Origin of the sequence: Pseudomonas sp. PDM26 (genome assembly GCF_019219185.1) — a bacterium.
GTDB lineage: Bacteria > Pseudomonadota > Gammaproteobacteria > Pseudomonadales > Pseudomonadaceae > Aquipseudomonas.
The window spans coordinates 56,467-76,394 of the sequence record NZ_JAHUWC010000015.1; the positions used below are offsets into that span (position 1 = coordinate 56,467).

A 19,928-nucleotide genomic window follows, 5' to 3' on the forward strand; every position below is an offset into this window, starting at 1 on the left:
CTCTCACCTTGCCGCGAAGCGATTATCGAGATAGTCAACAATAAATCTAACCGAGTAGACCATCACAATGTAGAGCAGTGCAGACACCATGAAAATCTCAAAAGGCTTGTACGTTGAACTGATAAAGCGTTGCGCTGTATATGAAAGTTCAACAACAGAGATCGTCGACACCAGTGCAGAACCCTTGATAAGAGCCACGGCGTTGACTCCCAGCGGCCTTATCATCAACTTTGCAGCTTGTGGCAGCGTGATAAACCACAAGGTTTGGCCCCGCCCGAAACCAATTGAACGTGCAGCTTCTTCCTGGCCCGGGTCAACGTTGGTGATAGCGCCACGAATAGATTCCGCCATATAAGCAGCAATGTTCAGACCCAAGCCGATTACACCCGCAGCAAAAGGCTCCAGCTCAAGCCCGATCTGTGGTCCACCGAAGTAAATGAGAAACAGTTGAACCAGGCAGGGAGTGCCACGAAAAACACTTATGTAGAGCCTTGCAAGGTATCGAAATATGAGAACAGTAGACAACCGGGCAGCAACCAGCACTATTGCGACCAGAAAACCAAGCAAAAGAGCAAGTACAGAGATCTGCACCGTAATCCAGGCCGCCTCCAGGAAAAACGGGAATGTTCGCTGTATGAGAGTCAGATCCATGAGCACGCTCGGAAAAGTCGGATTGGCTGGCCCGACGACAAGTCGAGCCATGCTGAACATGAATCAGCGGATATCGTTGCCAATCCACTTCATCGAGATCTTTTCGTAGGTGCCGTCGGCGAGCATGTCTTCAAGCGCTTTCTGCATCGTCGCCTTGAGCTCAGGGTTATTTTTACGCAGCGCAATGCCCATGCCTTCAATACCGCCATCGCTGTCCGGTGGAGTAATGATGCGAACCTTCTGCCCTGTTTCCTTGACGGCGACCAGCACCGGAACACTGTCCATCACAATCGCGTCGATACGTCCGGCGTCCAGATCGACAAGCATTTCGGGAAGACCTTTGTACGTTCTCACTTTCAGGTTGCCACGAGCCCTGGCCCATTTATCGTGAGCATCCCCAAGCGTAACGCCGACAACGACATCTTTAAGATCATCAAGACTTTTGATCGAAGAATCGTCCTTCACTACGATCGTACGGCCAGCATGGTAATAGGGCCCAACGAAATCCACTGCCCTCTGGCGCTCCGGGGTAATGGTCATGGAAGCGATAATGGCGTCATATTTTTTCGCGAGAAGACCTGCAATTATCCCGTCGAATGGCGTCGTAATGATCGTCACTTTTACTCCCATCCGCTCGGCCAGTGCCTCGCTGATGGAGGCGTCGAATCCGACAATCTGGTTCTGCTCGTTTGCAAAGCTGAAGGGAGAGTATTGTCCGCTCATCGCGATACGGATCTCTTTGGAATCCTGGATCGACTTCAAATCATCAGCGTGAACAGTTGAGGTGGAAAGTAGTGCCGCAGCCGCCACAGTGGAAGCGACAATCAAACCCTTGAGCTTTTTAATTAGCATTGGATGGCACCTTGGAAGAATTGTTTTTTATTTTTCTGGGGTTATTCACCCGGCCTTCATGAAAAGTCTTGCATAGGCAATTCTGGAAAGCACCCGGCAAGGTGTCAGCCTGACTGACACATTGCCGGAGTTGGCCGACACTATGTCGGGTAGTCACATCGTCCAACCAGGTTACCGGAGTGCGGCCTTGAAGCTTTCGTCCAGGACCTCAAGCAGAAAATCAGCATTTGCCTGACTGAAAATCATCGATGGGCGCATTTTCAGAACATTGTCATACGGGCCTTCAGTACCGATCAAAATGCCCCGCTCCCTGGCACCATCGGCTACTCGCCTGGCCAACTGCGTGGCCGGAACTTTCGTTTTGCGGTCCGTGACAAGTTCTATCCCGAGAAAAAGACCCTGCCCGCGCACATCGCCAATTGCATCGTAGCGCCGCTGCAATTTACGGAAGCCGTCGAGCAGATAGTTGCCAATGGTCAGTGCGTTGAGTTTCAAGTTATCGCGCTCGATCACATCGAGTACCGAGAGCCCTACAGCGCATGAAACCGGACTCCCGGCAAAGGTATTGAAGTACTCCATACCATTGTTGAAGCTGTCTGCAATCTCACGCGTGGTCACAACCGCCGACATGGGATGGCCGTTGCCAATGGGTTTGCCCATGGATACTGCATCGGGAACGACACCCTGGGTTTCAAAAGCCCACCAGTGGCTACCTACACGACCAAAGCCGACCTGGACTTCGTCAGCCAGGCAAAGACCGCCTTCTGCACGCACCATTGCGTAGACTTCTTTCAAGTAGTTTTCCGGGAAGAACAGTTGCCCGGCGACACTTGGAATGGACTCCGCCAGAAAGAACGCCGGAGCTCTGCCCTGCTTGCGCATGATCTCGATCTGATCCGCCACGCTCTCGGCGTAACGCTTGCCAAGTTCCTCGAACGACCAGTGATCCAAACCACGGTAGGCATCCGGGACGGCCGCCTCAAACACATGGTCTGCAGGGCCTTTACCGGCTTTACGCTTATATTTGTAGGGGCTAAGGTCAATCAGTTCCTGTGTAGTGCCGTGGTAAGCCCAATCCAGCACGATTGCATCGTTACGCCCCGTGTGATTGCGCGCCATACGCAGCATGAGGCTGTTTGCTTCACTTCCCGAACACCCGAAGGAAGCGACCGCCAAACCTTCGGGCAAAGTAGCCGTGAGCCGCTCTGCATACTCCACAATATTATCGTGCAGGTAACGCGTGTTTGTGTTCAGACGGGCAGCCTGCCGCGAAAGCGCTTGCACTACATCTGGATGGGAGTGGCCGAGATGGCACACGTTATTGAAGCAGTCCAGATACGCCCTGCCAAAGTTATCGATCAACCAGACCCCATCACCGCGAACGAATTTGATCGGATCGGAATAGGAAATCGACAGGTTGGGAAGCAACAACTCCTTACGCTTGGCCACAATTTCTGTCTTGGTGCGTCCGTCCTGACTGTAGGTTTCCGCAGGAATCCCCGCGAGCGTCGATGCATCGGGGAAAACGTCGGCCCATACCTCAAGATATGCCCGCTCACCGACGCCGATGAACTCGCCCGCTTTCAACCCGGTGTCGGTGGACATTTGAAAATGCACATGGGGGATCCACCCGCCATTTTCCGTATCCGCGCCCATGTATCCCACAAGCGCGCCAGCCTCCAGGCGGTCACCGGGCTTGAGCCGCGCCAGGGCTTCATGAGCCATGTGCCCCCACAGCGTCAGGAATGGCGGGCAACCTTCAGGCGAGTGTTCGAGCATGATCAAGCCGCCATAGCCAAGCGGCTCATGCTCGACCTCGACGCTCTGCACCACACCGGCAACAGGCGTATAGAGAGGCGTTCCTGCGGGCATGATCAAGTCGACACCGACGTGGATGATCCGACGCTGCCCTTCGATGAATCGCGACTCAAACGCCGTGTCGGTGTAGATAGTCCTTTCCTCGCCCCACGGCCCGATGCCGAGCGGCACCTTGTGTTCGGCAGAAAAATCATTCCACCACTTCGTTGCCTCCGCTGGACGCTGCTCGGCTGAAGCGATAGTCATCACATGCGACGCATCTGCGAACGGGGCAATGACCTTGTTCATGGTTGCAGCAGATGGACGCACGATATCCGCGAAGGACTTGCTGTTTTCGGCAACCCAGCGGCGAACCGCACCAGCGCCTTCGATCGCGTCAAAACCACAGGCCTTGCGCAGGATCGCCGTTGCCAGTCGAGGGTTCATGCGATCCAACCTTTCCAGAAGACGCCAGGCCGGCGCTTCGCTGATGCCAAGGTAGGGATTGTCTTGCGTCCGGTCGTATCGCGATGCCGACAAAGTGACGCTGGTGACCAGGCGCATCGCAATGAGATTGAAGAGGACGTCAAGCTCCTCCGGCTGCAGAGGGTACTTGTCATGGAAACCGGCAGTAAGAGCGGCGGCCGCGCCGATTGGATCCTCCATGTCGAGAATGGAATAGGCGCAGGTAATGGCGACTTCGGCAATCAGGATCGTATGGACCGCATCGCCGAAATCGATGACGCCCGAGACTTTCTGATGGTTGCGGGAATCGACGAGGATGTTCCAGTCATTGCCGTCATTGTGAATGACTTGTGCGCGCAAGCGCGAAAGCTTCGGTTGGACGCTTTGTTCGAAGTTTTCAATGAAGCGTTCCAGAATGGCCCTTCTGCCAGGATCTTTCACAAAGTGCAGGCGGGATCGCGAACGTGCGGCGTGACGCAAATCCCAGTCGAGATCACGCACCGCACCCGGATGAATGAAGCCCTGAAGTGCACGGTCGATCTCACCGAACGACTGGCCAAGGCTGCGCATCAATTCGAACGTACGCTTGACCTCGGCCAGCGGCGTTCCGTGCAACCAGCTCACCAGGCGGACCGCATGGGTTTCGCCCGAGGGCGCTGCCGCAGTGGCGAGGTATTCACCGGCAAGGCTTTTCTTGAGAAAAGGCACAGTAAGCTCGGGGTTGTGAGTGGCGAGATGACTGAGAATGGCTGTTTGAAACTCGCTTTCAACTCGCGGCTCAGTCGAGTTGACGACCTTCAGAATCCATCCGGCATCGGTTCCTGTCTTCAACCGGTAGTTGCGGTCGCGCTCGCCATCCAGAGGCGTGGCCGTACCGATAACGTTGAAAAGCTGCTCACTCAGTTTTTCGGCATCCCCGGTCGAGAACTGGGGAGCAGGATGGGAAAGATTTGTCATGGTAGTTGTTTTCCAAGCCATTTTTTTCAGATAGCTTGGCACGCAAAGCCCTGGACGGCAGTAGGTATACGGTCGGCTTCAGCCTGCATATTGCCGGAATCGACCGGCACAATTTCGGCAGCAACATTAGGGAGTTCTGATGCGCGACCTGGACACGAAAGATCGGGAAATACTCGAAATTCTTTCTAAAGAGGCTCGAATTGCCCTGAAGGCCCTGGCAGCGAGAATCGGGCTTTCAAGAAGTGCTACCAGTGAACGAGTCATCAACCTTGAACGCAATGGTGTGATCAGAGGCTACCGAGCTGATATCGGCGAAATCGATGCCCACGTGATTCGCGCCATCCTGCTTGTATGCCTGAAACGCACACCAGCCATCAGCTTGCTGGACCTGCTTGCCCAAAACTCGCAGGTACGACGCGTCTCCTCGGTCAGTGGCCAGCTCGATCTGGTCATTGAGGTCGAATCGCGAACCATCGATGATCTGAACCGGGTCAGAGATGCAGTAGCCAGTCACGAATCCGTTGAAGACATCACCACCGCTGTCGTTCTGCGGCGCGATATTGATCGCCAGAGTTCCTGATTTGGCTGGGGGGAGAAGACTTGAGACCAACTCCCCACCATAGCCCCCTCGATTCATGAGCAATCCGGCAACAGTGTTTATCCCGCGAGCCGATATTTGCGCCCCCGCCAAACGCCTAATATCGGCTCTACCCAAGTGAGCAAACCCAATCAGATGCAACCCGCTCACAAGGCTGAACACCCTTGCAGGACAACGCTTTTACCACGAGGTGAAGATCATGAAACTGTTGAACATCGCACTCTTTGTTGCCCTTGGCGCCGCCGGTGCCCAAGCCTTTGCAGGCGACAGTCACTCGACTGCCGCAAGCAGCCAAGCGCAGGTTGAAACCTACACGTACGGCACCAGGCTCGATATCAAACGCGTCATCGAAGTCTCGCAAATCGCCGATGAATGCGGCCCGGTCCCGGCGCGCATGACCTATGAAGACTCCCAGGGTCAACGCCGCACCATTGAATACCAAGTAATGGGCACTGGATGCTCGAACGGTTGAACATTGTATGGACGGTGGAGGGTCGACACTCCATGCGTACAACGCCAGCCACAACGCTACACAGATGCACCGACAATTTTTTCATCAGCAGCGAGCAACCCCGGTATGGAATGCTTCAGAAATTCCACCCAGGTTTTTATTTTTGCATCCACGAACTTGCGTGACGGGTAGATCGCAAACAGGTTCAGTTCCTCAAGCCGATACCCCGGCAATACCCGCACCAACGTCCCCGCCCGCAGGCCCTCGACGGCCGAAGCAATCGGTTGAATGCCAATCCCCATCCCGTTCTTGATCGCGAATGTCATGGCGTCAGCCGTGTTGACGTGAAACGGCGACACCGGTGTGCTGAACGTTTCTATCCCCTGCGGGCCTTCAAATACCCAGTTCTGCGCCGGCATGACCGTGTTGACGATTCGCAGGCAAGCATGGCCGGCGAGTTCACCCGGCGACTCGGGAATCCCGCGTTGACTCAGGTACGCCGGCGAGGCGCAGAGAATGCTGTAGGTGATACCCAGCCGCTGGGCGACGAATCCGGAGTCGGGCAGGTCCCGCGCCAGCACAATCGACATGTCATAGCCCTCCTCGAGCAAATCCGGCAGCCGATTGGTCACGGTCAGGTCAAACAGAACCGAAGGATAGGTTTCCCGGTAGCGGGCGATGGCGCCGATCACGTAATGGTTGCCGATGGCCGACATGGCATGGATTTTCAGCCGGCCGGCGGGCATGACCTGAGCCGTGCCCGCCTCCTCATCGGCCTCGCGCATGTCCTGCAGAATCCGCTCGCAGCGCTGCAAATAGCGCACGCCGGCTTCGGTCAATGCCAGGCGCCGGGTGGTGCGGTTGATCAGCCGTGTTTGCAGCCGGGCCTCCAGGCTGGAAACGGCTTTTGAAACGTTGGTCGTGGTGGTGTCCAGCATCGCGGCCGCCGCGGTGAAGCTGCCGCTTTGGGCGACTGCCGTGAAACAGCGCAGGGTCTGGAAAACATCCATCGTTTTCACCTCAAGGGGTCGGCAAACAGGACGGCCCCGTGACGAGCCGCCCTGACGTCAGGCATTACTTTTTGCGCGGAATGAATCCAGGCACACCGGTTTCAACCACCGAGTTGAAGCGTATACGGGTTGTGATGTCTTGTTGAATCTCAATCATGGCCCTGAGCGGCAAGGTCGAGATATCGATATTTTCCCGGATATGGCTCGGCGTTGCCGAGGTGGTCAGGAACGCTACCCCACGTTGTACCGACCAGGCCAGCGCCACCTGAGCCGGGGTTTTCTGCACACGCCGGGCGATGCCGGTAAGCACCGGGTCCTGCAGCACATTCGGTTCCATGCCATGCCCCAGTGGCGCAAACGCCAGCAGGATAATCCCGTGCTCTTTGCAGAACTCCAGCAACTCCCACTCCGGCAAGTAAGGGTGGGACTCGACCTGTACCACGGCGGGTTTTATCCGGGCGTCGGCAACCAGCGCCTTCAGCGCCTCCAGCGTGATATCGGACACCCCGATGGACCTCGCCCGCCCTTCATCCACCAGCCGCTCAAGCGCCCGCCACGTCTCGATCAACGTCACGCCGTTGTCGTAGATGACGTTGCCCTGCTCGTCCCTCGGGTCCTGATTGTCGCCGGGTTGAAAGGCAAACGGCGTGTGGATCAGGTAGCAGTCGATGTAGTCCACTTGCAGGCGTCGGCAACTGGCTTCGAAGGCGGGCTCGACGCGCTCGGGACGATGGTTGGTGTTCCACAGTTTGGTGGTGATGAACAGCTCCTCGCGCCGGACTTTGCCGGCCTCCTGCACTGCCTTCAATGCAACACCAACCTGCGCTTCGTTGCGATAACGCTCGGCGCAATCGAAATGGCGGAAACCGGCGGCCAGCGCCTCCTTCACCGCTTCAGTCGTGGTGGCGAGATCGCGGAACAACGTCCCGAACCCAACCGCCGGCATCTCGACCGCCCCATGGTTGAGCAGGAATCCGGTATTGCGCAGTCCGTCGTGAAAGGCTTCATAAGTCATGTCATTACTCCAGGCCGCAGCCATTATTGATACGAAGGTTTCTGCCCGTCGCCGGACGCCACGCGTTGCTCGAAGGCACCGACGGAGTTGCCGCCCAGCGCAATGAACAGCTGCACGGTGTCGAGGTACTGCGCGGTTTTCACGCGAATCTGTCCCAGCAGCGCCTGCTCGTAGGCGCGCTCCGCTTCCAGGACCTGGAGGATGCTGTTCTCGCCTTGCGCGAAGGCCTGCCGGTTCAACTGCAAACTGGTTTCGGCCGCGCGCAATGCGTCGGACTGGGCCTGGTGTTCCTCGGCGTCATGGTTGATCGCCTGCAAGGTGTCGGCGACCTGGCCGAACGAAGTAATGACCGTCTGCTGGTAACCGGCGAGCGTCGCCTTGTAACCATCGACGGCTGCCTGTTGTTCGGCCTTGAGCGTTCCGCCATCGAAGATCGGCCCGGCCAACCCGGCAGCGAAACCCCAGAGTGCCGCACCGCCATTGCCGGAAGCCGCCTGCGCCAGGGACGCGGACAGCGTGACGTGGGGATAGAGATTCGCCGTCGCCACGCCCACCGCTGCGCTCGCCATGTGCAGTTGCGCCTCGGCTTGCAGCACGTCCGGCCGGTCGTGGGCCATTTCCGAAGGCAGGCTCACCGGCATGTTCGACGGCAAGGCAAACTCGCTCAAGTCGAAATCGGGAGCGATCCAGTCCGCCGGTCCCTTCCCCGTCAGGATCGACAGTGCGTGGCGTGCGGCATCGCGCTGCTGAGCGAGGGGCGGCAACAGCGTGCGGTCCTGGGCGAGACGGGTCTCGGCCAGCGACACATCGATCTGCGTGGTGCTGCCATTGAGGTGGGCCATGCGCACCAGCTCAAGGTTCCTCGCGTCATTGGCCAGCAGCTTTTCCACGGCTTGCATCTGCGCGTTGGCGGAGGCCACCAGCAACGCCTGGCTGGCGACGTTGCCGGTCAGGGTCAGGTACGCCGCTTCGTAGCGGTGTTTTTGCAGGTCGGTAAATGCCTGCTGTTGTTCAATCAGCCGCTTGTTGCCGCCGAACACATCAAGGTCGAACCCCACTCGCGGCCCAATTGCATAGAAATTGGCGATGGAGGGTTCCTTGGTGTTGTGCAGCCGTTGACGGCCGGCCACGGCAGCGAAGTCGACCTGCGGATACAGCGCACCCTGCGCCGCCGCCACAGAAGACGCGGCTTGCCGGATCGTGGCATCGGCGGCCACCAGATCCAGGTTGCCGTCGATGGCACGACGAACCACGTGGTCGAGCTTCTGCGAGCGAAAGGCAGTCCACCAGTCGCCACTGACCTTCTTGCCCAGTTCGATGCGTGGGTCGGCACCATGAGCCAGACGCTGCTCGGCCTGTGGGTCATAGTGCTGCGACGCACTCGCCGCCGGTGCTTGATAGTCGGGGCCAACGGTGCAGGCCGTCAGGAATGCAAGCAGCGACAACGCCGCGAGTTTCGTTTGCAGCAGATAGCGGTTGATGACCCGCGCATAAGAATTCATTTGGCACACTCCACGAACACTAATTGGCCGCAACGGGCTTGCGAAGGAACAACACCAGCGGGCTCACCACCAACATCACCACCATCAGGATCTTGAACTGGTCGATCACGGCGATGAACGCTGCCTGGCCGGTGATCATTTCGTTGAGCCCACCCAGCACCTGCAACGGCGCCGAGGCCAGCGAATGCGCAGCGGCGCGGTACGGCGTCAGGTGGCTGGCCAGCGCCATGTGCATCGCCTGGGTGTTGTTGAAGAAGAACAGTTGCACGATGGCCACGCCCAGCGTGCTGCCGTAGACCCGGGCCAGGTTGAACAGGCCGGTGCCTTCGGGGCGTAGCGCGGGGTCGAGCGTACTGAACGCGACCTTGCTCACCGCCGGCATCAGGATGCCCAGGCCCGCGCCCTGGAGCGCACCGGCGACCGCCACGGGCCACTCGTCCATCAGCGGCGAATAACCAAGCATCAGCCAGTTGGCGTAAACCACGATGGCGACACCGGCGGCCACGAAGAGACGGCGATCGAAGCGCTCGGGCAGCCGCCCCATCAGCAGAAAAGCACCCACCAGGCCCATGCCACGGGGAATCGTCAAGGCGCCGGTGGTGTCCGGCGGATAGCCGAGAATTTCGTCCAGCATCGGCGACGTCAGGGCCATGGTCGACAACAGCACGAAACCGAGGGCGAAAAAGATCACCGTCGACAACACGAAATTGCGGTCCTTGAGCAGGCGTTTGTTGAGGAAATGCACGTTCGAAGTCAGCACATGCACCGCGAACAGGTAGGCCCCCAACGCAGCCGCCACGGCTTCGAGCCAGATCTCGGGCGAAGCGAACCAGTCCAGGCGCTCACCCCGGTCGAGCAGCATTTGCAGGCTGATCAAGCCGAGGGTGAAGGTGCCGAAACCGAAGAAATCGAACACCGGAGGTTTATCGGCTTTCTTCTCGGTCAACAACAGCGCCGCCACCAGGAAGATAAACGCCGACAGTGGCACGCTGAGGTAGAACATCGGCCGCCAGCCAAAATGCTCGGCGATCCAGCCACCGATACTCGGGCCGCTGACGATGCCGAACAGCACAATGGCCGTCCACCTCGCGCCAAACGTAGCCCGCTTGTCCAGCGGCAAGGTTTCCATGGCAATCGCCATCGACAGCGGCGCCAGCACGCCACTGGCGATACCTTGAATGATGCGCGCCCCCACGAACTCCAGTGGTGTCGTCGCTGCCGTGGCGAGCAACAAGCCAAGGACAAACACCGCCAGCGCCGCCTGATACACGAGCTTCAAGCCAAAGCGCCCGGCCAGCCACTGCGCGACCGGCATGCTGATCGCACTCGCGGCCAGGTACGAGGTGAAAATCCACCCAGCCTGATCGTCGCTCATCGACAGGCTGCCCTGAATCAACCTGAGTGCCGCGTTCGGCAGCGGCAGGTTCGCCGACTGCATGTAGGTCGCCAGCAAGGCCGCGAACCTGAGCGAACGCGCACCCTCCCCACCGGGGCTTACCATCGATTGGCTGTTCATCAGAAGTTACCTGCGGTCAGCAATGCCTTGAGCGGGTGCCACCAGGGGCCTTGAAACCGGGTATTGATCCGCACCGTGGCGCTGGTCCCGGAGAACAGCGGCAGTGCCGGGTCGACTTCGTCGAGCTCGAGCCGTACCGGCACCCGCTGCGTGACCTTGACCCAGTTACCGGTCGCGTTTTCCGGCGGCAGCAGCGCGAAATCCGACCCGGCCCCCGGGCTCATGCTGGTGACGTGGGCCTTGAACACGCGATCCGGGTAGGTATCGATGCGGATGGTGGCTTCCTGGCCCGGGCGCATGTGGGTCACGTCGGTCTCGCGGAAGTTGGCCTCGATCCAGAGCTCATGACCGGACAACAAGGCAAAGGCCGGCGCGCCGTTGTTCACATGGTTTCCCACCTGCAGGTCATCGACCTTGGCCACGATGCCATCCCGCGGCGCATACACCGTGGTGTACGAGAGGTACAACTGCGCCTCGTCGAGCTGGGCTTTGGCCTCACGCACCGTCGGGTGACTGTCGGCGTCGATGTCCGGATTGCCGTTCAAGGCCACCACGGTGCTGGCGATCTGTTGTTCGATGGACGCGATCCGTTGCCGCGCCACTTTCACGTCGGTGTCGGCCCGTTCGTAAATCGACTTCGACACGAACTCGGACGCGACCAGGGCCTTTTTGCGGGCAAAATCCTTTTGATCGAAGTCAGCCGACGCTTTCGCCGATTGCAGTTCCGCCTGTTGTTGGCGATAGCTGGCCTTGAGCCCATCGATACGCAGGCGCGCCACGCCCAGTTGTGCTTGCGCGCGGTCGACGGCGATCTGGAACGGTTTCGGGTCGATCCGGAACAGCACCTGGCCCTTGTGGACCGGCTGATTGTCTTCGACAGCGATCTCTACCACTTGCCCGGAGATCCGCGCATTGATCGATGCCTTCGCCACTCGGGCGTAAGCGTTGTCGGTCGAGACAAAAGCCTGCCCCGACACGTAGTGGGCATAGCCCAACGCTGCGAAGAGGATGGGAACACCCACCATCAGCCAGGGGCGCAACCGCTGTTTCAGTGGTTTGTTGATACGCGAGTCAGCCGGGTTTGGGCCTGGGTGCTCGAAGGTCTGCGAAGCCGGGAGATCGAACGCTTTGGTCATGATCGAGTGCGCCTTTAGCCGGGTAATCGGGCCGACGTCGGCAAGCATCGCCAGCGGCCCGCAGGTCAATAAATGTCGTAAGGAAGCAAGCCCGTGCGCGGCCGGGAGGATCGCTCCCGGCGCGTCGGTTTCGTCGCCGCAACACTCAGTTCGCGCTCGGCTACAACAAACCCTGGAACAAGGAATTTCTGATTCCTTAATTTTGTGCGATGGTGTAAGAATATCCCTCGACCTACTTCCTAACAAGGATTTTGTACGACATGGCACAAAATAAATCGACGGAAGGCAAAGGCCGTGGCCGCCCTCGCGCCTACGACCCGCAGACAGCGTTGCAGCAGGCACTCGGTGTGTTCTGGAACACCGGCTATTCCGGCGCGTCCCTGGACAGCATCGCCACCGCCGCCGGGATGAATCGCCCCAGCCTCTATGCGGCATTCGGCGACAAGCACGCGCTCTACATCAAAGCGCTGGAGCAATATTGGGAGTTTGCCGCCGCGTCCATGCACGAGGCGCTGACGGACCTGGAGCTGCCGTTGGCCGAGGCCTTGCAGCGTTTCTACGAGGGGCAGTTATCGATTTACTTCTCAGGCGACGGCCAGCCCCGCGGTTGCTTCGCCATCGGCACGGCAACCACCGAGGCCGTCGAAGACCCGGAAATTCGCGAGGTGCTTTCCGACCGGTTGAGCCGGCTGGATGCCGATCTGGAAGTTCGCCTGCAAGCGGCGAAAAATGCTGGTGAGTTGAAAGGCGATGCAGACCCGGCGGCCCTGGCCGTGCTCGCCTCGTCTCTGCTGCACAGTATTTCGATACGTGCCCGGGCCGGTAAATCCCGAACCGAACTGACAGAACTGGCACGCAATGCGATCAGAGTGATCTGCGGTGAGTGAAAAACTCGACGATATCCTCGCCGGGCAGTTGGCCGTGATCTTCTGCGGCATCAACCCCGGCATGACGGCCGCCGCCCAGGGGCACCATTTTGCCGGGCGCGGCAATCGCTTCTGGCGCACGCTGCATCTCGCCGGGTTTACCCCTGAGCTTGTGCAGCCGGAAAACGATCGGACACTTTTGAGCTATCGATGCGGATTGACCGCGGTGGTCGAACGGCCGACGGCCAGTGCGGATCAGTTGTCCCCGCACGAGTTCACCGCCGCGGCAGCGGCTTTCGAACAGAAAATCGCACGCCATGCGCCGCGTTTCGTGGCGTTTCTGGGCAAGACGGCGTATGCCGCGCTGTCCGGACAGCGCGACATTGCCTGGGGCCTGCAAACCAAAACCTTCGGCAATGCCTCGGTCTGGGTCTTGCCCAACCCCAGCGGGAGAAATCGTGGGTTCAGCCTCGAGCAACTGGTCACGGCCTACCGCGAACTGCGCCGGGCCGTCGACGACCGACAGCGGGTGTAATCACGTCGGCGGAATCGTCGCGAGCATACCGATCAGGATGGTCAACAGCAGAAAACCGCCGAGAAAAATCGTCATCTTGGCCATGGGGCCTCCCACACTATGAATTGGCGATACAGGGGGCAGCGTGTGCTGCCCCAACGGCGTACCGAGGACTTATTGTGGGCTGGCGGCTGTATCCGTTACAGAGGCAGATTGCGCTGAAAAATACGGATCAGATCCGCTTTCAGGCCGTGATTTCAGGCGTTTTGCACAGAGGAGCTTGCGCGCGATGTCCACAAACGGCGTGACGATCAAACCGTGCAACGTCAGGTAACGCTCGTGATCCTGCTCACCGGTGCCGTATTGAATGGCCTCGGGTGTGGACCGGGTGACGTACAGCGTGCCGAACATCCAGTCCCACAATGACAGATTGATGCCGAAGTTCTTGTTGAAGTGTCGCGGCGCATCGCTGTGATGAATCTGGTGCTGCGCCGGGCTGCTCAGCACCCGCTCAAGCAGCGGCCCGAAGGAACACCAGACATGGCTGTGGCGCAGGTTGGCCGCCAGGCTATTGAAGATGAACACCATGTAGGTCACGCCAAACAGCGTATAGCGGCTGATCTCCCCGCCGCAGGCGTACCAGAAGACACCGGCAAAGGCGCCGACGCAGATGATGTCCGTGAGCTTTTCGACCACTTCTTCCAGAAAGTGCACGCGGCTGGCCGTCGCCGGCACCAGCACGGGCGCCGAATGATGGACTTTGTGGAAGGCCCACAGATACCGCGAATGAAAAGCGCGATGGCCCCAGTAATGGCTGAAATCCTTGACCAGGAATACGCCCAGCCCATAAAGCAAGGTCAGCGCCAGATGCTCCTCCACTTGCGTGCGCGCGCCCCACAGTTGAGTGAAGAACGCGATGTAGTCCGCTGAACGCAAGACATACGGATCGACCAGGCCGACGATGGGTAGCACCAGGGCAACCTTGAGGATGGCGAGTACGAAGTAATAGCGGTAGTCGAGCAGCGCCGAGCGGTGCAGGTAAACCCTGCGCCCGCCGATGAACTGGCCGAACGAGCGCGCGTCGGTCAAGCCCCGGGATCTGCGCCGGCGGAACAGGCAATAAGCGACGCCGTAAGACATGCAGAGAAAGGATAGACCGAGTCTGCCGTTGAAGTCGAAAATGCCCAGGAACTGCCGGGTGACCGGCTCGATCACCCACTGGGATAAATAAAGATGGATTGCGGCAAGAACATCCATACCAGGCTGCCCGACGTAAATGGAAGGGCAATAGTAAATGAGAATGAGTCTTCAGTGTGTTGAATTATGACCAGCTGTCAGCCACCGAGCGCAATGATTGCAAGGATCAGCACGCCCCCCGTGGCGGCCATGATCACCCCTCCCTGCCATTGCGTGGCGCCAGCGTATCTGGCGAGCATCCAGCCGGCGATGAACAGCACCACGAGGCCCACCAGGTTGGACAGGCGGATGGCGAGTGCTGTCTGATCGAGCAGTATGAACGGCACCACCAGCGGAAATGTCGAGCCCACCACCAACAGGAAAACACCGAGCGCACCCTTGAAGTCGTTCCAGCCAAGGCCCGCCCTGGTCGGCAAGGGAGGCTGCTCGAGCAGCCGACGGCGCAACAACTCCAGGCCCTCGCTGCCGGCCGCCGTCGCGAATTGCACCGGCAACACTTGCGCAACGAGCGCCTGGCCGACCGCGGCGTCCGTGCCATTGCGCAGGGCGAGGTACAGCTTGATTCTGCGCGTGCGCTCGACCAGTGCGCGCAACAGGTACATGACCGCATCGGCCAGTCCCCAGGCGAGATTGCAACCGAGTGCGGCAATCATCATCGTGCGTTCGGCTGCCTGATCTGCCGTAGACACGCTGATGGTACCGGTGAACGTCATGGCCATCAGCAGGCCGAAGATCACCTCGGTAATGCGTTCGACAGGGTCAAGTACCGGCGCCCTTTCGAATTGACCAGTGGTTTGCATGATCTCACCTCGCCCGGGGGGGCCTGCACGATATCGGTCGACGCTGCGGCCAGGCACCGGTTGCTCAAGCTGGATATCCGCGTCCCCGTCAAGTGTAGATTGAACGGCTACACTCATGCGCACACGTCACCTGTTTCAAGAGGAGTGATTCATGCTTGATTACTTCGCGCTGGGCCTGCTGATCTTTGTCGGGCTCATCTTGTTCTACGGGGTCATCCTGCTCCACGACATCCCCTATGAAATTGCCGTCCACCGCAACCACCCCCACCAGGATGCGATCCACGCCACCGGCTGGGTCAGCCTGTTCACCCTGCATGCGCTCTGGCCGTTCCTGTGGATCTGGGCAATGGCCTATCGAGAGGACCGGGGCTGGGGTTTCAGTGACGGACATTCAGCAAAAAGCCATGTGGTTCACCTCGAACAACAAGTCGCCGAACTGCAAGGGCGGATCGAACGCCTCGAGGCGGCAACCGGCACTGCACAGGGCAGGCTGCCAACGGACAATCTCGGCGAGGGCATCTGAGCCATGGATCTTTTACTCATTCTGACGTATGCCGCACTCTGCGTTGCCATCTTCAAGATCTTCCGCATCCCCCTGAACAAATGGACGGTGCCCACGGCGGTACTGGGCGGGATCGTGATCATCGGCGCGCTGATTTTCACGATGAACTACAACCACCCCTACTCCGAGGTGGCGCGTTCCTATTTCGTATCGGTTCCGGTGATACCCGTGGTCAGCGGCCAGGTGATCGACGTGCCGGTGCAGGCCAACCAGCCTCTGGAAAAAGGCGATGTGCTGTTTCGCATTGATCCAACGCCTTTCGAATACCGGATGAAATCCCTCAAGGCACAACTGATTGCCGCCCAGGCCGATCGCGCCCGGATCACCGAGCTGATCAAGCGTAATTTCGGTACCCAACGGGAACTGGACATTGTGGTCGCGCGCAGTGATGACCTGAAGGCACAACTGGACAACGTGCAGTACGAACTCGACAACACCACCGTCCGCGCGCCGAGCAAAGGTTTCGTCACCCACGTTTCGTTGCGTCCGGGCATGATGGCGACCAAGTTGCCGCTACGCCCCTCGATGGTCTTCATTCCCGCCGAAGGGCATTACTTCGCGGCGTGGATGCGCCAGAACAGCCTGTTGCGCCTGACCGAGGGCGACGAGGCCGAAGTCGCTTTCGACGGCATTCCCGGAAAGGTTTTCGAAGGCAAGGTCAAGACCGTGGTTTCGGTCATCGCCGAAGGCCAGGTCCAGCCTTCGGGCACGCTGCTCGGCTTCACCGGTTCACCACCGGCCGGCCGGGTCCCGGTGGTCATTGAAATCACCGATCCCGACTATGCCCAGTACGCCGACCAGATGCCCGGCGGGGCCTACGGCCAGGCGGCGCTGTACAGCCAGCATTTCCATCACATCGCGATGATGCGCAAGATCCTTCTGCGCATGGCTGCGTGGATGAACTACATCTTCCCATTCCACTGATCGGGTAGCGACGGCAACTGGCTCAATCCTTGAATTGGGTCAGTTGCCGGTTCAGCTAACCGGCCTGATCGCGATAGAACACGTCGTCGGCATACGGGTACCACCAGTCCTGAATCTTCGGCTGGTGGTCGATGATGACCATTTTCGAGCGGCGGAACGCTTCCAGCCCCTGACGCCCGAGTTCGCGCCCAAGGCCAGACATCTTCCAGCCACCGAACGGCAGTGCATCGTTGTCGATCAGCGGATTGTTGACCCAGACCATCCCCGCCTCCAGGCGCTCGGCGGCTTCCATTGCTTCGGTCAGGTCAGTGGTAAACAGCGAGGCACCGAGGCCGAACGGCGAGTCGTTGGCCAGCCGCACCGCTTCATCGAAATCGTTGACACGACAGATCGCCGCCACTGGGCCGAAACACTCTTCCTGCAGAATCGCCATGTCGCCGGTCACGCCGGTGAGGATGGTCGGCTCATAGAACCAGCCGACGCTGTGCCCGGGTGGAATCCGTGCGCCACAGACCACTTTCGCACCCTTGGCCACGGCGTCATCGACCAGGCGCATGACTTTATTACGCGCCGCCTCGCTGACCATCGGCCCGATTTCCGAACGTTCCAGGCCATGACCAATGCGCAAGGCACGGGCGCGCTCGGCGAATTTCGCGACAAACTCGTCATGGACTTCATCGACGACGTAGAAGCGTTCCGCCGAGGTACAGATTTGCCCGCTCAAGTGGAACGCAGCGGTCGCTGCGCCCGCCGCCGCCACTTCCAGCGGCGCATGTCGGGAGATGATCAACGGATCGCTGCCACCGGCCTCGATCACGCAAGGTTTCATCCGTTCGGCGCAGGCCACGGCTACCGCCTTGCCTGCCGCCACGCTGCCGGTGAACGCCACCGCGTGGGTCTGATCCGACTGCACCAGCAACTGTGCGGTCGCTGCATCGCCCGGCACGCAAGACACCAGCCCCGGCAATAGCGCGCTGAAGTGCTCCATGAACTTGAGGGTGCACAGGGTCGTGGCTTCCGCCGGTTTGATGATGCAGGCATTGCCCGCCGCCAGCGACGCGGCGACCGTCCAGCACATCAGCAGGATCGGAAAATTGAACGGCATGATGTGCACGCTGACGCCATACGGTTCATAACGCACATGCTGGAAGGAGCCGATCTGCGTGGTGCCGGCGACCTTGCCGGCATCGTCCCGGGCCATTTCCGCGTAGTAGCGAAAGATCGGCGCGCAGTTGGCCAGCTCGCCCATGGCTTCGGGAAACGGCTTGCCCATTTCCAAGGTCATCAGGCGTGCGACTTCACGGTTGCAGGCGACATTCTGTTCGATGGCGTTGGCCAGTTGATGCAGGCGTGCGGCGCGGGTTTTGGCATCCACTACACGCCATTGTTTTTGCGCGGCGGTGGCGGCATCGATGGCGGCTTGCACATCGGCTTCGCCACACACGCCGACTTGCCCGACTGCTTGCAGGGTCGCCGGGTCGAGCACTTCGCGCACGCGGCCAGCGGTCAACGGCAGGAATTCAGAATTGATGAAACGCAATGCGGTGTCAGGGTTGAACGTGGCCATGGGATGATCCTTGAACCAATCGATAAGGGGTTTCACGCAATGTCGCCAGGGTCTCGGCGGGCAGTTCTTCACGCCAGCCCGGCACGTGCCGGTCGAGCCACTGGCGCAGCGGCGCAAAGGCCTCAGCGCCGAGGGCGCGGACAAACAAACCCAGGGTGCGCGGCAAGTGCGCCAGGTAACCGTGCTTGCCGTCCCGCCCGGCCAGGCGCACGAAAATTCCCAGCACCTTGGCGTGACGCTGGGCGGCCAGACGTCGGTAGTCTTCGAGAAAACGCAGTGCATCCAGTTCCGGGCGCTGCAGCAGGTAATGGCTGATCAGTGCTTCCCGCAGCGCCTCGGGCACATCGCGTCGGGCGTCTTCGAGCAGCGACATCAGGTCATAGGCCGCCGCCCCGACCAAGGCGTCCTGGAAATCCAGCAAGCCACAGGCCGCGACGCCTTCACGGCCTTGCAGCAGCATCAGGTTGTCGACGTGGAAGTCGCGCAACACCAGGGCTTCGCGGCGTTGTGCGACGTCGCGGCAAGCGTCGGCGAACAACGCCAGATACTCATCGCGCAGGGCCAGTGTCGCTTCTTCGCCGATCAACAACGGCACGTACCAATCAATAAAGAGTGCGTACTCGGCCGCCAGTCGCGGTTCGTCGTAAGGCGCCAGTTCAGTCGCTGGCGCTGCGCGATGCAACGCCACCAGCGTATCGACCGCCAGGTGATACAACGCCGACTCCGAATGCCCGGCCAGCAGCAGCCTGGTGTAGGTGTCGTGACCGAAATCCTCGATCAGCGCCAGCCCCGCCGCCTCATCCACCGCCAGCAAGGCCGGCGCGGACAGCCCCAGCCCCTGCAACTGCCGGGCGATCCGCACGAACGGGCCGATCGGCTCGCTGTGTGGCGGCGAATCCATCAGCAACAGGCCGGCGCCGTCCAGGCGGAAATAACGCCGGGTCGAAGCATCCGCCGGCAACGCAATCAGAGGCGCATAGGCGAAACCGGCGCGGGTCAAAAAGGCCGCACGCTGGTCTTCACGGGCTGGCAATGACGCCAGTGCATCTGTCATGGCAGTCACCGGATCATGTAGACCTTTTTGATGGTCTCGTGGACGGTGCACACACCCTTCCAGTCCTTGCCGAAGAAAGCGGCGGTGTCCGGCTTGATCTCGATCACTTCGCCGGATTCGTGGACGTAAGTGCAGCGACCTTCGAGGAAGTGGCAGAACTCATCGCTGGTCACATGGCAGATCCACTTGCCCGGGGTGCAGATCCAGATACCGCATTCGGACTGGCCTTCGGGGCCTTTGTGCAGCACCACGCCGGAGACATGGGACTCACCTTCGAGCATGGTCGGGATCACGCCCCAATCCTTGACGTCGGTGATGCTCAGCGGGTCGTATAGAAACGGGGTCTTCATCTGTTGCTCTCCAGAAAAATCAGTTCAAAAGGTTCATCGCATAACCTGTGGCGAGGGAGCTTGCTCCCGCTGGACTGCGCAGCAGGCCCAATTGTTGGGGCAGCTTCGCTGCCCAGCGGGAGCAAGCTCCCTCGCCACAGGTCC

19 protein-coding genes are annotated in these 19,928 nt (G+C 59.8%); 6 read left to right on the plus strand and 13 right to left on the minus strand.

From position 1 onward, the window contains the following. Positions 1 to 3: 3 nt before the first annotated feature. The 3 genes from KW849_RS25505 to KW849_RS25515 form a co-directional block, all read right to left on the minus strand. The gene (locus KW849_RS25505; protein WP_218431888.1) at positions 4 to 651 is read right to left on the minus strand and encodes an amino acid ABC transporter permease; all 648 of its coding nucleotides are present in this window, start codon (positions 649 to 651) and stop codon (positions 4 to 6) included. Between the two features lie 63 nt (positions 652 to 714). Beyond that, positions 715 to 1,503 carry an ABC transporter substrate-binding protein gene (locus KW849_RS25510; protein WP_218431890.1) on the minus strand — a complete coding sequence of 263 codons (789 nt, stop codon included), beginning with the start codon at positions 1,501 to 1,503 and terminating at the stop codon, positions 715 to 717. 171 nt (positions 1,504 to 1,674) lie between these two features. Continuing rightward, a complete protein-coding gene (locus tag KW849_RS25515; protein ID WP_218431892.1) occupies positions 1,675 to 4,722 on the minus strand; it encodes an aminotransferase class III-fold pyridoxal phosphate-dependent enzyme in 3,048 nt (1,015 codons plus the stop codon). Positions 4,723 to 4,861: 139 nt separating this feature from the next. Between KW849_RS25515 and KW849_RS25520 the strand changes: the two genes are divergently transcribed. Both KW849_RS25520 and KW849_RS25525 read left to right on the plus strand, forming a co-directional pair. Continuing rightward, positions 4,862 to 5,302: an Lrp/AsnC family transcriptional regulator gene (locus KW849_RS25520; protein WP_218431895.1), complete on the plus strand. Its 441-nt coding sequence runs from the start codon at positions 4,862 to 4,864 to the stop codon at positions 5,300 to 5,302. 217 nt (positions 5,303 to 5,519) lie between these two features. After that, positions 5,520 to 5,792 (plus strand): DUF2790 domain-containing protein, encoded by a 273-nt coding sequence (locus KW849_RS25525; RefSeq protein ID WP_218431897.1) that lies wholly within the window; start codon positions 5,520 to 5,522, stop codon positions 5,790 to 5,792. Between the two features lie 56 nt (positions 5,793 to 5,848). Here the strand turns inward: KW849_RS25525 and KW849_RS25530 are convergent, their stop codons facing one another. From KW849_RS25530 to KW849_RS25550, 5 genes are all read right to left on the minus strand, one after another. Beyond that, on the minus strand, positions 5,849 to 6,781 hold the full coding sequence (locus KW849_RS25530; RefSeq protein WP_218431899.1) for a LysR family transcriptional regulator: 933 nt from the start codon (positions 6,779 to 6,781) through the stop codon (positions 5,849 to 5,851). 64 nt (positions 6,782 to 6,845) lie between these two features. Continuing rightward, positions 6,846 to 7,796 (minus strand): aldo/keto reductase, encoded by a 951-nt coding sequence (locus tag KW849_RS25535; RefSeq protein WP_218431907.1) that lies wholly within the window; start codon positions 7,794 to 7,796, stop codon positions 6,846 to 6,848. A gap of 23 nt (positions 7,797 to 7,819) precedes the next feature. Beyond that, positions 7,820 to 9,298: an efflux transporter outer membrane subunit gene (locus KW849_RS25540; protein WP_218431909.1), complete on the minus strand. Its 1,479-nt coding sequence runs from the start codon at positions 9,296 to 9,298 to the stop codon at positions 7,820 to 7,822. Between the two features lie 19 nt (positions 9,299 to 9,317). After that, on the minus strand, positions 9,318 to 10,814 hold the full coding sequence (locus KW849_RS25545) for a DHA2 family efflux MFS transporter permease subunit (RefSeq protein ID WP_218431911.1): 1,497 nt from the start codon (positions 10,812 to 10,814) through the stop codon (positions 9,318 to 9,320). Then, positions 10,814 to 11,950, minus strand: coding sequence for an HlyD family secretion protein (locus tag KW849_RS25550; protein WP_218431913.1), 1,137 nt, complete (start codon positions 11,948 to 11,950; stop codon positions 10,814 to 10,816). The genes KW849_RS25545 and KW849_RS25550 overlap by 1 nt, the downstream gene beginning before the upstream one ends. Positions 11,951 to 12,210: 260 nt before the next feature. Here KW849_RS25550 and KW849_RS25555 point away from each other — a divergent pair, with 260 nt between their 5' ends. Beyond that, complete coding sequence (locus tag KW849_RS25555; RefSeq protein WP_218431915.1) at positions 12,211 to 12,837, plus strand: TetR/AcrR family transcriptional regulator; 627 nt, start codon at positions 12,211 to 12,213, stop codon at positions 12,835 to 12,837. Then, entirely contained in the window at positions 12,830 to 13,351 is a 522-nt protein-coding gene (gene mug, locus KW849_RS25560) for a G/U mismatch-specific DNA glycosylase (RefSeq protein WP_218431926.1), read from the plus strand. The genes KW849_RS25555 and mug overlap by 8 nt, the downstream gene beginning before the upstream one ends. 153 nt (positions 13,352 to 13,504) lie before the next feature. Here mug and KW849_RS25565 read toward each other — a convergent pair whose 3' ends face one another. Further along, positions 13,505 to 14,587, minus strand: coding sequence for a sterol desaturase family protein (locus tag KW849_RS25565; protein ID WP_218431928.1), 1,083 nt, complete (start codon positions 14,585 to 14,587; stop codon positions 13,505 to 13,507). Positions 14,588 to 14,664: 77 nt separating this feature from the next. Continuing rightward, positions 14,665 to 15,327 (minus strand): VIT1/CCC1 transporter family protein, encoded by a 663-nt coding sequence (locus KW849_RS25570; RefSeq protein WP_218431930.1) that lies wholly within the window; start codon positions 15,325 to 15,327, stop codon positions 14,665 to 14,667. A 151-nt stretch (positions 15,328 to 15,478) separates the two neighbouring features. Here KW849_RS25570 and KW849_RS25575 point away from each other — a divergent pair, with 151 nt between their 5' ends. Both KW849_RS25575 and KW849_RS25580 read left to right on the plus strand, forming a co-directional pair. Then, entirely contained in the window at positions 15,479 to 15,850 is a 372-nt protein-coding gene (locus KW849_RS25575) for a DUF3302 domain-containing protein (RefSeq protein ID WP_218431932.1), read from the plus strand. Positions 15,851 to 15,853: 3 nt separating this feature from the next. Then, positions 15,854 to 16,813 carry an HlyD family secretion protein gene (locus tag KW849_RS25580; protein ID WP_218431934.1) on the plus strand — a complete coding sequence of 320 codons (960 nt, stop codon included), beginning with the start codon at positions 15,854 to 15,856 and terminating at the stop codon, positions 16,811 to 16,813. 55 nt (positions 16,814 to 16,868) lie between these two features. Here KW849_RS25580 and KW849_RS25585 read toward each other — a convergent pair whose 3' ends face one another. From KW849_RS25585 to KW849_RS25595, 3 genes are read right to left on the minus strand one after another with little or no spacing between them, the layout of a single operon-like run. Continuing rightward, positions 16,869 to 18,380, minus strand: a complete 1,512-nt coding sequence (locus tag KW849_RS25585) for an aldehyde dehydrogenase (RefSeq protein ID WP_218431937.1) — start codon at positions 18,378 to 18,380, stop codon at positions 16,869 to 16,871. Continuing rightward, positions 18,361 to 19,434 carry an aminoglycoside phosphotransferase family protein gene (locus KW849_RS25590; RefSeq protein WP_218431939.1) on the minus strand — a complete coding sequence of 358 codons (1,074 nt, stop codon included), beginning with the start codon at positions 19,432 to 19,434 and terminating at the stop codon, positions 18,361 to 18,363. The genes KW849_RS25585 and KW849_RS25590 overlap by 20 nt, the downstream gene beginning before the upstream one ends. Before the next feature lie 5 nt (positions 19,435 to 19,439). Next, positions 19,440 to 19,784: a cupin domain-containing protein gene (locus KW849_RS25595; RefSeq protein ID WP_218431941.1), complete on the minus strand. Its 345-nt coding sequence runs from the start codon at positions 19,782 to 19,784 to the stop codon at positions 19,440 to 19,442. Positions 19,785 to 19,928 lie beyond the last annotated feature (144 nt).

What these genes read in the sequence shown, in the direction of transcription:
- KW849_RS25515 (WP_218431892.1), bottom strand. Translation starts at nt 4,722, where the DNA reads ATGACAAATCTTTCCCATCCTGCTCCCCAGTTCTCGACCGGGGATGCC.
- KW849_RS25550 (WP_218431913.1), bottom strand. Translation starts at nt 11,950, where the DNA reads ATGACCAAAGCGTTCGATCTCCCGGCTTCGCAGACCTTCGAGCACCCA.
- KW849_RS25545 (WP_218431911.1), bottom strand. Translation starts at nt 10,814, where the DNA reads ATGAACAGCCAATCGATGGTAAGCCCCGGTGGGGAGGGTGCGCGTTCG.
- KW849_RS25525 (WP_218431897.1), top strand. Translation starts at nt 5,520, where the DNA reads ATGAAACTGTTGAACATCGCACTCTTTGTTGCCCTTGGCGCCGCCGGT.
- KW849_RS25565 (WP_218431928.1), bottom strand. Translation starts at nt 14,587, where the DNA reads ATGGATGTTCTTGCCGCAATCCATCTTTATTTATCCCAGTGGGTGATC.
- KW849_RS25535 (WP_218431907.1), bottom strand. Translation starts at nt 7,796, where the DNA reads ATGACTTATGAAGCCTTTCACGACGGACTGCGCAATACCGGATTCCTG.
- KW849_RS25575 (WP_218431932.1), top strand. Translation starts at nt 15,479, where the DNA reads ATGCTTGATTACTTCGCGCTGGGCCTGCTGATCTTTGTCGGGCTCATC.
- KW849_RS25510 (WP_218431890.1), bottom strand. Translation starts at nt 1,503, where the DNA reads ATGCTAATTAAAAAGCTCAAGGGTTTGATTGTCGCTTCCACTGTGGCG.
- KW849_RS25520 (WP_218431895.1), top strand. Translation starts at nt 4,862, where the DNA reads ATGCGCGACCTGGACACGAAAGATCGGGAAATACTCGAAATTCTTTCT.
- KW849_RS25580 (WP_218431934.1), top strand. Translation starts at nt 15,854, where the DNA reads ATGGATCTTTTACTCATTCTGACGTATGCCGCACTCTGCGTTGCCATC.
- KW849_RS25505 (WP_218431888.1), bottom strand. Translation starts at nt 651, where the DNA reads ATGGATCTGACTCTCATACAGCGAACATTCCCGTTTTTCCTGGAGGCG.
- KW849_RS25570 (WP_218431930.1), bottom strand. Translation starts at nt 15,327, where the DNA reads ATGCAAACCACTGGTCAATTCGAAAGGGCGCCGGTACTTGACCCTGTC.
- KW849_RS25530 (WP_218431899.1), bottom strand. Translation starts at nt 6,781, where the DNA reads ATGGATGTTTTCCAGACCCTGCGCTGTTTCACGGCAGTCGCCCAAAGC.
- KW849_RS25590 (WP_218431939.1), bottom strand. Translation starts at nt 19,434, where the DNA reads ATGACAGATGCACTGGCGTCATTGCCAGCCCGTGAAGACCAGCGTGCG.
- KW849_RS25555 (WP_218431915.1), top strand. Translation starts at nt 12,211, where the DNA reads ATGGCACAAAATAAATCGACGGAAGGCAAAGGCCGTGGCCGCCCTCGC.
- KW849_RS25585 (WP_218431937.1), bottom strand. Translation starts at nt 18,380, where the DNA reads ATGGCCACGTTCAACCCTGACACCGCATTGCGTTTCATCAATTCTGAA.
- KW849_RS25595 (WP_218431941.1), bottom strand. Translation starts at nt 19,784, where the DNA reads ATGAAGACCCCGTTTCTATACGACCCGCTGAGCATCACCGACGTCAAG.
- KW849_RS25540 (WP_218431909.1), bottom strand. Translation starts at nt 9,298, where the DNA reads ATGAATTCTTATGCGCGGGTCATCAACCGCTATCTGCTGCAAACGAAA.